This window comes from Flavobacteriales bacterium, from assembly GCA_025210295.1.
Taxonomy (GTDB): Bacteria; Bacteroidota; Bacteroidia; order Flavobacteriales_D; family Parvicellaceae; genus S010-51.
In genome coordinates, this window is sequence record JAOASC010000046.1 from 117,323 (window position 1) to 131,050 (window position 13,728).

At 33.5% G+C, this 13,728-nt stretch carries 13 protein-coding genes; 1 reads left to right on the top strand and 12 read right to left on the bottom strand.

From position 1 onward, the window contains the following. Positions 1-68: 68 nt before the first annotated feature. From bioB to N4A35_14430, 12 genes are all read right to left on the bottom strand, one after another. A complete protein-coding gene (gene bioB, locus N4A35_14375; protein MCT4582599.1) occupies positions 69-1,193 on the bottom strand; it encodes a biotin synthase BioB in 1,125 nt (374 codons plus the stop codon). A gap of 75 nt (positions 1,194-1,268) precedes the next feature. Beyond that, complete coding sequence (locus tag N4A35_14380) at positions 1,269-1,682, bottom strand: PaaI family thioesterase (GenBank protein ID MCT4582600.1); 414 nt, start codon at positions 1,680-1,682, stop codon at positions 1,269-1,271. Further along, positions 1,675-3,588, bottom strand: a complete 1,914-nt coding sequence (locus N4A35_14385; GenBank protein MCT4582601.1) for a glycosyltransferase family 39 protein — start codon at positions 3,586-3,588, stop codon at positions 1,675-1,677. The genes N4A35_14380 and N4A35_14385 overlap by 8 nt, the downstream gene beginning before the upstream one ends. Positions 3,589-3,592: 4 nt before the next feature. Beyond that, the gene (gene rffA / locus N4A35_14390; GenBank protein ID MCT4582602.1) at positions 3,593-4,735 is read right to left on the bottom strand and encodes a dTDP-4-amino-4,6-dideoxygalactose transaminase; all 1,143 of its coding nucleotides are present in this window, start codon (positions 4,733-4,735) and stop codon (positions 3,593-3,595) included. Between the two features lie 103 nt (positions 4,736-4,838). Then, complete coding sequence (locus N4A35_14395; GenBank protein ID MCT4582603.1) at positions 4,839-5,759, bottom strand: hypothetical protein; 921 nt, start codon at positions 5,757-5,759, stop codon at positions 4,839-4,841. Then, on the bottom strand, positions 5,756-6,415 hold the full coding sequence (locus N4A35_14400; GenBank protein MCT4582604.1) for an acetyltransferase: 660 nt from the start codon (positions 6,413-6,415) through the stop codon (positions 5,756-5,758). The genes N4A35_14395 and N4A35_14400 overlap by 4 nt, the downstream gene beginning before the upstream one ends. Beyond that, positions 6,415-7,032 (bottom strand): class I SAM-dependent methyltransferase, encoded by a 618-nt coding sequence (locus N4A35_14405; GenBank protein ID MCT4582605.1) that lies wholly within the window; start codon positions 7,030-7,032, stop codon positions 6,415-6,417. The genes N4A35_14400 and N4A35_14405 overlap by 1 nt, the downstream gene beginning before the upstream one ends. Beyond that, positions 7,029-7,973, bottom strand: coding sequence for a glycosyltransferase family 2 protein (locus tag N4A35_14410; GenBank protein MCT4582606.1), 945 nt, complete (start codon positions 7,971-7,973; stop codon positions 7,029-7,031). The genes N4A35_14405 and N4A35_14410 overlap by 4 nt, the downstream gene beginning before the upstream one ends. A gap of 3 nt (positions 7,974-7,976) precedes the next feature. Beyond that, positions 7,977-8,675: a WbqC family protein gene (locus N4A35_14415; GenBank protein MCT4582607.1), complete on the bottom strand. Its 699-nt coding sequence runs from the start codon at positions 8,673-8,675 to the stop codon at positions 7,977-7,979. A gap of 33 nt (positions 8,676-8,708) precedes the next feature. Then, entirely contained in the window at positions 8,709-10,340 is a 1,632-nt protein-coding gene (locus N4A35_14420) for a DUF6044 family protein (GenBank protein ID MCT4582608.1), read from the bottom strand. 1 nt (position 10,341) lies between these two features. Then, positions 10,342-11,673 (bottom strand): ABC transporter permease, encoded by a 1,332-nt coding sequence (locus N4A35_14425; GenBank protein MCT4582609.1) that lies wholly within the window; start codon positions 11,671-11,673, stop codon positions 10,342-10,344. Then, positions 11,666-12,625 (bottom strand): ATP-binding cassette domain-containing protein, encoded by a 960-nt coding sequence (locus N4A35_14430; GenBank protein MCT4582610.1) that lies wholly within the window; start codon positions 12,623-12,625, stop codon positions 11,666-11,668. Before N4A35_14430 ends, N4A35_14425 begins: the two co-directional genes overlap by 8 nt. Before the next feature lie 377 nt (positions 12,626-13,002). Between N4A35_14430 and N4A35_14435 the strand changes: the two genes are divergently transcribed. Continuing rightward, on the top strand, positions 13,003-13,689 hold the full coding sequence (locus tag N4A35_14435) for an SPOR domain-containing protein (GenBank protein MCT4582611.1): 687 nt from the start codon (positions 13,003-13,005) through the stop codon (positions 13,687-13,689). Positions 13,690-13,728: the final 39 nt, after the last annotated feature.

Here is a 13,728-nt window from a genome sequence, read left to right on the forward strand (position 1 = left end):
AAAAAACAATTAAAAACAGTTGATAGCTCGTTACTTAGTTCCTGCCCCAACAAAAAGTATTTTCTTCACTAAAGCTTATCTACTGAAGTCACTTTTCTTGGCTCAAAATTTTCTTGTCTTGAAATTTTACCTTGTGCTTTAGCTTTTTCATTTCGTTCAATCGTGTGTCCAGGACGAGACCATTTAATTTGAGTTTTTTCCTCAGGTTTATCTCTAAAAGAAGTCTTAACCTCAGGTTTATCTCCTTTTTTATAAGCTTTCATTGGTTTCAACCCTAAGATATTAAACAATTCCATATCTGAAGTAAATTCTGGATTAGGTGTTGTTAACAGTTTTTCACCTGCAAAAATAGAATTTGCTCCTGCCATAAAACAAAGGGCTTGTCCTTCTTCACTCATCTCAGTTCTTCCAGCAGACAATCTTACAGCCGATTGAGGTACTACAATTCTTGTTGTAGCAATCATACGTACCATATCCCAAATAGGAACTGTTTTTTGATCTTCTAAGGGAGTACCTTCAACTGCGACTAAAGCATTGATCGGAATAGATTCTGGTTGAGGCTTCATCAAAGCCAATGTATAGAGCATTCCAATTCTATCCTCATCTGTTTCTCCCATTCCAATAATACCTCCAGAACAAACTGTTAAACTAGCTTTTCTAGCATTGTCAATCGTTTTTAAACGATCTTCATAACCTCTTGTTGAAATGACTTCTTTATAATATTCTTCCGAAGAATCTATATTGTGATTATAAGCATATAAACCAGCATCTGCTAATCTTTGTGCCTGATTTTCCGTTAGCATTCCCAATGTACAGCAAACTTCCATGTCCATTTTATTGACGCTACTCACCATTTCTAGTACTTGATCAAAATCTTCATCATCTTTTACATTACGCCAGGCTGCTCCCATACAAACCCTAGAGGAACCATTATTTTTAGCCTCTTCAGCCAAATCTACGACCTCTTTTAATGACATTAAATCATTCCCCTCAATATTGGTATGATACCTTGCTGCTTGGGGGCAATAACCACAGTCTTCTGGACAACCATCTGTTTTGATAGACAACAAGGTACTTACTTGTACCTCTCTCGGGTCATGGAATTGACGATGCACTGTTGCTGCTTCATATAAAAGCTCAAGTAATGGTTTATTATATACTGCTTTAATTTCTTCTTTTGTCCAGTTTTTCATGATATGTGTATGTGTGTTTTATTGGATCAAAGATAACACTTCTCCTTTTTTATGCTAACATTCTTAAAATGATTCTTATAACTTATTAGCTGGATAAGCGTTTAACGTAGCTGTTGCTATTGCTACCAACTCCTGATTTTGATTAAAAATTTCACCTTTACAAACAATTATTCTATTCCCCTCACTAATCACTTCTCCTACACCTCTTAACTCATCGCCCTCAAACACAGGTTTTAGGTAATTAATTTTAAACTCAACTGTTGAAACCACTTTATTTTTCAAGGATGATACTGATAAAGCTGTGACTCCTACAACAGCATCCATCATTCCAGCTAATGCTCCTCCATGCATGGCTTTTGAAGTTGCTAACAGTTTTTGGGTAACCAATAGCTTATAAACCACCTCCCCTGGCTTAACGATTGTGTATGTCATATTAAACAGCCGACCAAACTCATTCGTTTTATTATATGCTTCTATAATTTTATTCATAATCATCTAAAATAGGCTCATACAAACTATATTGAATAGGGTTTCCTTGCCTCAGCTGAACCTGATATTCCTGAAGCCAAAAATCACCTTTATCTTTATTCCACAAGTAAGTAGTAACCTCCACATTTTTAGTTGGTAAATGAACTCCTGAGAGCTCAATAGTTTTATAAATGGTCTTTTTATCACTACTCTTTATAAAATCGGCTGAACTAACTACTGAATAGTTAATTACAGAATCCTTATACTTTAATGCTGTTACTAAATACAATGCTTTTTCTTCCAAATGACTATAAGTAACTTTAATATCAAGCACATCATTTCTATGCTTTAATGCAGCATCTAAATTAAAGGCTATTTGAGGTCCCCATTCTTTTTCTTTCTTCAACAAACCTCCTTTGGCATCATATAGTAAATCGACATTATTCCAACCTTTTTGGCTAGCTTTAAAATTGTTTTTCAATTCAAAATATGGCATTAAGTCATCTTCGTTTTTCTCCTTACTAAACACATATAGGTTACTTGCGTAATAATCTTTTTTCTCAATACAATAAGGGTAATACTCTTTGATCATCTGAACAATTTCTGGAGCAGCATAAGCAACACCTCCATATACAAAATATGGCGTTTTACTATTTCCAACCATTTCTTGTACTTGATCTAAACCAATGTTACTAGATACTCCTTGCAAATAATTCACAAAAGAGAAACTCCATTGATATTTGTCTTTGTAAAATTGGTTTATTCTTGGATGATTAGCAATTAACACTGTACTTTGGTTTCTCTCTGACAAGGATTCTATGTCTTTTAAAAACTGTAAATGACGTGTCTGATATAACACTCGATAATGCTGTCTATTTTTTATCAGTGTAACACTATTTACCAACAGTACTGCGATTACTAGCGCCCCAATTACTTTTGAACTTATTTTTTGGGGAAACCAACCAAAAGCTAAAAAGAAAAAATAAGGAACAGTAAAAATCAACATGGAATACTGTATGACAGGATTAACATAGATTGAATAAAGCAGACCAACACTTAGAGGGGTTAAAAACCACAACCAACTTATTTTATAAAACACCCCCCATTTTTCTTTCCACTTATAAAGCGCTCCCACTCCAAAAACAACCAAAGCCAAACAATAACTTTCTATAGAAAAATGGAATATATATTTAATATAATTTAGCGGGAACAAAGGAGATGGTTTACTCAACCAACCGTCCAAACCTCCTTGACCTAACTGATAAAAGAAAATTGATAAATGTGGTAAATATAAGATAAACACCAACAAGCCGGCCAATACATATCCAAGCAACTGTTTACCTTTGAGCATAAACAATCCAGTAAAACCAACTACAGCTACAAATAACAGGCTAAAATGGTGGTTATATGCACATAAAGCTGAGAATGACACATATCCTAAATAAACCCAAAACGTTTGTTTCCCCTTAATTAACAACGTCCAAAAATAAACCATCAACAAGCCTAAAAACAACCCACTAATATACGGTCGAATAATCACACTGTAGGTTAATGTATATTGAATTGTAGCAATATATGCTGCTGTAATTAGCCCGACATTTTGGTTAAACCATAATTTGCCAACTTTATACATCAAAGGAATTGACAAACTCCCCATCAGTACAAACGGGAGCTTTAACCACAATTCATTTTCCCCTACTAATTGAACATACCACCATAAAAAAACTTGGATTCCTGCTGGGTGCGTATCACCAATTTGTACACCAATTTTTAAGACTTCATCAAATGTTTCAAATCTTGTCCGAAAAAGAGCACTAAACTCATCGTGCATAAAAGGCATATCATAGAGGTGATAAAGTCTTAAAAACACACCAACTACAATAATTAGCGATAATAAAATTGATTGATACTCTAATTTATTCAGCACGTCGTCAACTTTCTATTTTGTAAAAATTATGGATTTCCTGAATAACTAAATCTTGCTCTTCTTGGGTTAAATCGTAAAAAAATGGCAACCTTAAAAGATGATGTTCAAAATAATCAGACATAGCTAAAGATCGTCCATCGTGTTTCTCTTTGTAAAAAGGGCTTTTGTGTAAACTCAAATAATGAAACACAGACAATATACCTTTTGTTTTCAGATAATTAATTAATGCTGTTCGTTTTTCAAAGCTCTCGCAAAGCACGTAAAACATGTGTGCATTATTCGTTGAATGCTCTAAATGGATAGGTAACTTCAGCTTTCCTTGGACCTCTAAAGCGTGCAACCCTTTATAGTAACTCTGCCAAATTTCTTTTCTCCTATTTTGAATATCTTCAATATTTTCTAATTGGGCATACAAAAATGCTGCAACAACTTCGGAGGGCAAATAAGAAGAACCTACATCAACCCAACCGTATTTATTTACCTCACCTCTAAAGAAAGCTGAACGATTGGTTCCTTTCTCCCATATTACTTCAGCACGTTCAAATAATTGATCATCATTAACAACTAACATTCCTCCTTCTCCACTGATAATATTTTTAGTTTCATGAAAAGAAAATGTAGCCAAATGACCTATACTCCCCAAAGGTTTTCCTTTATAATAAGAGTCTACTGCTTGCGCGGCATCTTCTACCACAAACAAGTTGTACTTTTCCGCCAATCGCATAATCTCATCCATATCGCAAGCCATACCAGCATAGTGGACAGGGACAATAGCTTTGGTCTTACTGGTGATTAAGGCTTCTATTTTAGAAACATCCATATTCGGATGATTGGGTAAGCTATCTGCAAAAACAATTTTTGCTCCTCTCAAAACAAATGCATTTGCTGTACTGACAAAAGTATAAGATGGTATAATCACTTCATCCCCTGGTTCTATCCCAATTAAAATTGAAGACATTTCCAAAGCATCAGTACAACTAGATGTTAACAGACAATTCTTAAACCCATATTTTTCTTGAAAGAACTGATGACTTTTCTTTGTAAACACACCATTACCTGACAAATGCAACGATTTTACTGCTTCGTAGATATAATGTGTTTCTTTACCTGTTAAATGTGGTTTATTGAACCCTATTTTCATTTTCATTCCTTATCCAATTTGTTCATTCTTAATACACCAGCTAAACCTTACAGCTCAACATTTTTTTCTGAGAATTGCTATTCTTTTTTAGAACGATAAAAATTTAAACTTAAGTTTTTAAAATGGCAATACCAAACCCTTCTTTACCATAACCATTTCCTGTGTACAGCATATAACGCTCTCCTTTATAATCAAATACACAAGGATAACTAATCATATCACTATCCCAACTATCATCTGGTGATACATCTATTCCTACTTGATCATCTTTCCTAATCCACTTTATACCGTCATCTGATTCAGCATACCCAATTCTATATTGATCTGATCGTTCACTAGCCCTGTATGAATACCACATTTTATACTTCTCCTGATCTTTGACAACCCAAGGCTTGGATAAAGCATACTCTCCTTTATGTTCAAGCCCCACAACAATTTGATTGGTTCTTTTCCAATTTACACCATCATTAGACTCAGCATATTTAAACACATGATTCATCGCCGACTGCTCCTCTCCCCAAGATAGATTAGACCCATACCACATTTTATATACTCCTTCATCAAATAAAACACAAGGGTAAGATATTGAAAAAGGATCCTCATCACTTCGATCCATAATTGGAGCTTTGCTTACTTTTTCAAATTTATGTTGCTCTTTATTTAATTTCGCTAATCCTATCGTATTCAACCATGGAACAGTAACTTTTAGGTTCCAGCCTAAATAATACAAATATTCTTCTCCCTCTATTTCCTGAAAGCAGCTCATTACTACACCAGAATCATCAAACAAGCCTAATTCGCCTGGTGTCAAAACTGGTTCTTTAGAGATATTAACTATTTGAAAATCATTTTCAAAATCCAAATCTAAATAAGCGATATAACTTTTAGACATTTTATCTCGACAAGTAAAAAACACACGACATGTACCATCTTCAAGTTCTTTAAAAACAGGATTAGCTCCATGAGAAAACATCCAATCACTATGATTTTCAGCTTTAAAAATGTGTTTTATTTTAATCCATTTCATCATAAAGAAACTTCATCACTTTTTTTGGAGAGCTGAGTACTTCTAGGCGGCACATAAATCCCTAATTCTTCTGTATCTTTGGCTATAACAGCCCCAGCCCCTAATAATGTTTTTGAAGCAATTCTCACCTTATGAGCTAACGTAGCATTAACCCCCAAGAAACAATTTGACTCAACAACACAATGTCCAGATATAACAACATGTGAACTAACAAAGTTATGATCTTCAATGATAGAGTGATGACCAATATGGTTACCACTCCATAAGGTTACATTCTTTCCTATTTTAACATACGGTTGTATAGTATTATCTTCTAGTATAAAGCAGTTATCTCCACATTCAAACTGAGATAAATAAGAGCATTTTGAACTAATATAAGATACCAGCTCATAACCTTTTTCTTTGGCTAAAAAATACTTTTGCTCTCTAATTTCGTTCATTTTAGCATAACTCAATGCAATAAACATCTTAAAGGCATCGGGTGGATAAACTTTTTCCACTTCATCAAATGGAATAAGCGGCAAACCTTCATACTCATCACTATTAATGTAATCTCTATCTACAGTAAACGCAATAACTTCATGTTCGCTGTCATTATCAAAATAATACTTTGCTAACTGAGCAATATCACCTGTTCCAAACAAAACTATCTTTGCCATTATTTTCTTATAATTATTGTAAATTCATATAATTCGTAATCATGCAAAAGTGCTACATTTTTGGATATATTCTTTTTGCAAAAATCAAACACTTCTAGAGGGTTTGCATAATAGAGGTAATCTTTTTTATACTCTTCATCAGAATATGAGGTTAAAATATTAAACGACAGCCCCTTTCTTGCCAATCCACTCATCTTCAACACTGTATCGTAAATATATTTTTTCCATACCTCTTCTTCTTCTTTTAGTTTAACATTAAAAATCCCATTGGCGATAACATAATCGGATATTTTTAAGGCTTCTGCATTGGAAAAAAATTGGAGATTACTTTTAGTATGCAACTCTTTTCCTTTTTTTATCATCTCTTCTGAGATATCAAATCCGGTATAGTCAAAACTATATTTTGAAGAGTTTAGATACTCAATTAAAGATCCAAAACCACATCCATAATCAAGCAAAGAAAAATGTTTATCGTCCGCTATCAATTTTGTCAATTGCTCAAACCTTAAGAAATGAGAAGCTTTACCATTCCAATCAACCCCTTGACTCGTAGCCCCATGCTCCCTTACTTTTTCAGAATAATATTGTTCTACTTTACTTTCTATTCTACCGCTCATGACTTATTTTCCGTTTTTCTATCAAATACAAACTGAGGTCTTCCTTTTACTTGCTCAAACATTTTTCCTAAATACACCCCCAAAACTCCTATTGAAACGAGTATTACCCCCAAAGAAAAAGAAAGCAACACCACAATACTGGCCCATCCTGATTGATAACTTGATATAAAATAAGATATTATAATATAAACCCCTCCTAAAAAAGAGAAAAATGACACGAAGCCTCCAAAATAAATACTTAATCGCAATAACTTTTCAGATTGGTATAATATAGCCACTCCTGCGTGTTTTATCAATTTCTTAAAAGTATATGACGATTCCCCCTCAAAACGTTGATTATGCTCAATTTCTACATAACCAGAACTAAACCCTAACCATCTTAAGACCAAAAGATAGTGAAATTGGTAATCATTATAGTCATTAAAGGCTTTAACTACTTTTTTTGAAATAAGGCTATAAGCCCCAACATTTTTATCTGCTTCCAAACTCTTATTTTCCAATAGAAAATTTAAAACCAAATTAAATAAAACTGCTGTTATATTTTTAAATTTAGAATGGCTTCTTTTTTTCTTGTATGTATATACAATATCGTTGCCCTCGTAATACTTTTCTACAAGCTCTTTAATATACTTAGGGTTATCTTGCAAATCACAATCCATGACAATGGCTACATCTCCTGTGCAAACAGAAAGCCCTGCTTTAATCGCTGCGTGCTGCCCAAAGTTTCTACTTAACTTATAACCAAAAACTTTATTTCTCTGTTGAGCCACCTCAACAATCTGCTCCCAAGATTTATCTGGACTTGCATCTTCTACCAAAATAATTTCATAATCACACCCAATAACTTTTACCCCTTCTTCAATTTGAGCGACCAATTCATTCACTATTTTTTCAGCCCCATATACGGGACTTACTATAGATATTTTGGATATTTTTTGCATTTATTAACCTTTAAAACTTTTCATATTCTGCTTGGCCCCTTCAACGCCCTCATTAAATATTAAGTCTAAAATTGTCACTCCATGCTCAAAAGCTCCGTACTGCTGTGAATACTCTGGATAACCTGAATAATCAAACCAGTGTACCTGAACACCTTTTGCTTCAAACAAACCAACGTCCATATAAGCTTTGGCTGCTGGTCCTGAATAATAATCTGTAACTTTTAAATCTAAACACACATTTAATAACTTCTCTGTTTTATCTCCCTGCAAATTCAAGTCTTTGGAGAAAATGATTTCTGTTTCAATCCCCAATAACTTACAAATTTCATCAATAAATATGACGTTTACATCACTTAGCATTTCAAAATTGCAATTTAAGTATATTTTTTCGAAAATATCTTTATACTCATTAAAAAAAGGAGCTTTTCCATATACTTGCTTCAGTAATTGCCAATGTTTTTTTCCCCAATCTTGATCACTAATTAAAGTTTCATTAATCTTTTGGTTGAATTTTCCTTTAACACTAACTGGAATGCTCATCCATTTCAAACCATTAGCGGTCTTTATTTTATTACGATTCCTCCAATCCCTCTTCGTATACTGCATTTCATCATACACCACAAATACATCTACTGAATTAATTGCATCAAAATACCCCTTCCAAGGGATATAATTTGACTGAGTAATTATTGCTTTTTTCATTTCTCAATTGCTTTTCTACGCCAATAAAAATTTTTATAACAAACGATACACGAGTACTTCCCCTTCTATTTCTTCTAACTTTTCTAAATTACTAGACACTATTTCTCTGTCAGAGAAGAAATAAGCATACCCTTCTTCTTTTATTTTTTTAAAATCAAACTTGGGCTCTATAATTTCTTGGTTTTTCTTCTTCAAATCCACACAAGTCATATAGCAACGACTTCCCATATTTTTGATTTTTAGCTCATCATTTTCCTCGCCCAACATAGCAAGCATCAAATTATTATGTTCCTTAAGATACAGTGGATAGTATCCTCCTAAGGTATAATACCCGTTGTATTGAGCTACTTCTGGAGCAACACCAAGACAAACAACCTTTGTTTTAGTTGGAATGAGCTTGTTAATTTTTTTAAACTCATCAATTTTATAATACTGTTTGAATGTAGCTGTCTCTTTATTTTCCTTAGAAAAATAAGTATTGTAAAAGGCGTTTTCAGCATATAAACTTCCATAAAAATGAGGGTTCCCCACTACAAACAACATCAGCAGCACATTTAAGCCCAACATGGCATACCCAGCTTTAGCCCAAGCATTCTTTTTTAACAACCATTCCCTAATACCTAATGAGTAGAGCCAATACCATAAAAAAGGACTAAAAGAAATCCATCTAAACTGAAAGCTTTTAATACTATTGGGAACAGCTAACTTATCCCAATACATTATTGTCGACATCACTGCCAGACCATAATTGACCAATAACAAAACTATTATTTTTCGCTTCATTGCTTTGTTAGCAACAAAAGCGGCCATAGCCACAACCATTATTACAAAAGGGAAAGCAACAGTATGAAAATGATACTGCCCCTTAACTAAGGTTCGTAGGCCATTGCCTATTAACCCATTAAAGTTATAAACTTTAGGACTCACTTTTGCTGTGTCGTACCCTTCTCCTAAAATAATCATAAACATTCTATATTCTACGAACACATACAATACAGTAACCAGAAAAAAAGCGAAGATAATTTTAAAATTAATTTTTCTGTCTCTTATCATTTTAACAACAAAAAACAGAAATAGAAGCGTTACGACAAACAAACCTGAAAAAAACAAACTTGAATAAAAAGGATAAAATACAATCCAAAGCCAATGATATGCATTCGATTTTGAATGATAAACATTTAACAAAACATACATTAACAATGGGATCCCTGCTACACCAATCCCGCCCGAAGGCCAAAATGGCAACAAAGCAAAGCTTAATGCAATTAAAACCTGACCATAAGAAAATTCCCCTCTATCTTTTGTAAGAATATAGTTTTTAGAAAACAAATACATTCCAAAAAACGCCACTAAACATTGAAGAATAATATTCAATTGGTAGGCCATAAGTGGTGAAAAAAAATAATAAAGCCACACAAGAAAACTATATTCCGAAACAAAAACACCTCTTTCAAGGCCATTCATGGTAAAATCTAGTTTCTTAGAATTATCTTCAAATAAATCTGGACTCTCTGCTATGTTTTTATACCACACAACATTGGAATCTAAATTATCATGAATTAGAAATTGTGCTTGATCTGAAAAAAAAATATTGGGGGACAAGTAAACAAGCAAGATAGAAAAGGCCAAAATATAGGGCCCTTTCTCTTTTATGAAACTTTTCATATTAGCCCTTGTATTTTATCCACTTGGCCAACTCTTTCCAAGTTATTTTCTTCCCATGCATTAAAATACCTGTACGATATATTTTGCCTGCCAACCATGTTGTTCCGATAAATGTAATAACCAATAAAACCATCGAAATAATGATCTGCCACCATAAGCCATCAGCATCCATAGCTGCTCTAACCAGCATTACAACAGGTGAAGTAAATGGTATTTGACTGCACCATAAGATTGCAGGACTATTAGGGTTATCTATTGACAACAATACAATAACATAAGCAAACATTAATGGAGCCGTAATAGGCATCATAAATTGTTGAGAATCTGTTTCGTTATCCACAGCAGCACCAATCGCAGCCATAAGTGATCCATACAACAAATACCCTCCTATAAAGTAGAAGAAAAACAACCCTATCATTAACGGCCAATTAACAGTCAAAATCACATTGATTATTGCCGCTTGACTACTTTTCATCCCCGCAATTGCTTCAGAAGATCCTGCACCCATCATATCTGCGACACTATCTGGCGAATAAAATTCTGCTCCTAAGACGCCCATAGCTACAGAGCCTAGTACTGAAGACAACAAAATCCATACTGCAAATTGAGTTAAACCAACAAGCATTATTCCTATGATTTTCCCCATCATTAGTTCAAAAGGTTTTACTGAAGAAACAATCACTTCAACAATACGATTGGATTTTTCTTCAATTACCCCTTTCATCACTTGCGTACCATACATAAAGATGAACATAAAAATAGACACGCCAAATGCCATCCCTATAAATGCTTTAATTTTGACGTTAGATTCTTCCATCGTATTGACATCAACAGTTTGTAAATTCACCTTATTCTTTAGTCGCTTATAAGTCGTCATTGAGATTTCTAAGTCTTTCAATTTTAGCTGCTCTATTCTTTCATTCACTAAACGTTCTAAAAACATCCTTGTCTTTGAACTTGGAGCCTCTTTATATAAGATCTTACCTGCTCCTGAATTCATCTCTATTACAGTTTCTGGGAGGTATAACAACAAGTCAAAATCCTCGGAACTCTTAAAATATGCTATAGCATCATCGTAACTTTTGTCTCCTGTAGCATCAAATGTTGTGAGTTCATACTTAGATGAATCCCATGGTTCAAACTCTTCAGAAACCACATAAGTATCATCATGAATTAAAACCTTTTGTTTTCCATCTTCTTGTTTTCCAAGCATTACAGCTCCAACCATAAACCCTACTAATAAAATAGGACCTAAAATGGTCATCAATAAAAAGGTTCTTTTTGAAACTCTACTGACGTATTCTCTTTTTATAATCAATCCTATTTTACTCATTTTCCTCAGCTTTTTGTGGCGTAGAACTTTCGTTTACTGTTTTTATAAAAATCTCATTCATACTCAAAGTCACTTTATTAAAACTGAGTACATCAACTGCTTCCAGCACCCCTTTTAGAAAGTCATTTACATTTACACTTTCTCCTAATTTCACATGTACTAAATAGTGATCTTTGTTGAGCTCTTCTTTCTCTAACATTTCCCAACCACCCCAAACAGCATTTGCAAAGGCAACCATATTACCTTTGAATTCTATTTTATACTGGTTTTTTGAAAAACGCTCTTTTACTTCTTTTACTTCTCCTCCTAAAATCTTTTGAGACTTATTGATTAATGCCATATGGCTGCAGATTTCCTCTACAGACTCCATATTATGTGTTGATAGAATAATGGTCGCTCCATTTTCTCTCAATTCCATAATCTCATTCTTAATTAAATTGGCGTTTATAGGATCAAACCCACTAAATGGCTCATCTAAAATCAATAACTTTGGGTTATGAATAACTGTTGTGATAAACTGGATTTTTTGAGCCATACCTTTTGATAGGTCCTCGATCTTTTTATTCCACCAGCCTTCTATCTCAAATTTTTTAAACCAAGCTTTCAAAGCTTTTTTGGCCTCAGCTTTAGGCATTCCTTTCAACTGAGCAAGATACATTGCTTGCTCTCCGATTTTCATCTTCTTATACAAGCCTCGTTCTTCTGGTAAATAACCTATTACTTCTATATGTTCTCTTCTTAATGGTTCTCCATTAATTAAAACTTCTCCACTATCTGGAGCTGTAATTTGATTAATGATTCTAATTAAAGAAGTCTTTCCTGCTCCATTTGGACCTAATAAACCAAATATACTCTGTGGTGGAACACTAATACTAACATCATTTAAAGCGGTATGATTGGCATATCGTTTTACAATATTCCTAGCTTCAAAAACTGGTACAACATCATTCATAACGACAAATATACTTTTTTGTGTTAAAAAACATGATTTTCTCATTGCATTTATTAACAATAAAAAACATGATTTCAACTGATTTAAAAGCGCTTATAGCTATTCTTTTCAACACTAATCAGTAAGTTACAAGGTTTTAAATAAAAACTCCTTTTTTTATGAACACACGCACTTCCCCAATTGTCTTTTTTTTTTGTAACCTTTTAATGGCTTACGCGGTAACCTTTATTAGACAAGTCCTTAGACTTATCTTGGTTTTCGAAAACTAAAATGAAATTTCATAACAGTACAACCCATTGCTCACCTCTTTGGTTGTTGTCAGCATTCTGCCTACAGAATAACAAGAAATATTATTAACTATTTAAAAACCAAGCGTCATGAAACCACTTTACACCCCAACTATTTCTCTTTTAATTTCGATATTCTTTTCTTTTACTTCTTTTGCTTCAGGGCTTCATTTTTCGATAAAAATACAACTCAAGGAAAAGACTTCAACTTCTAGTTTATCTACCTTTAACATACAAAAGCAGACACCAAATTTTATCATTGCCGGACCTTACCACCAATATATTGAGGCAATGAAAGCTAAGCAAGACTTGGGAAAACTTGGTTATTCCATGCTAGAAATTGTAGCTTTTTTCAACCATGCCATGATCACAATTGATGAAGCTTTTGCTTTAATGGACAATCGAAATCATCAAGACAAAAAAAATAATGGTTTTATGCTTACCGAAAATGAATTATCTGAATTACTATTAAACGTTCAAAACGAGGAGTTCTTTTACACTGTTCAAATTGGGCTATTTACTGAGCAAAATGTCAACAACTTCTTTGACTTCCCTAAACAATATGAAGAACGCATTACCACTAAAGGAAATTTAAGATACACTTATGGAACTTACAGCACTATTAACGATGCTAGAGCTGCTCTTAAAATTGTCAAAAACTATGGTTTAGACGATGCTTTTATTATTGCCTTTGATCACCTCGAAAGAATTCCTATCAATCGAGCTATTGAAATAGAAAATCAAACAATAGACCATTTAATTTCCGAAAACAACTAGACTATTTGATTATTAAATGATAGCTTTGGAGTTGAAAAT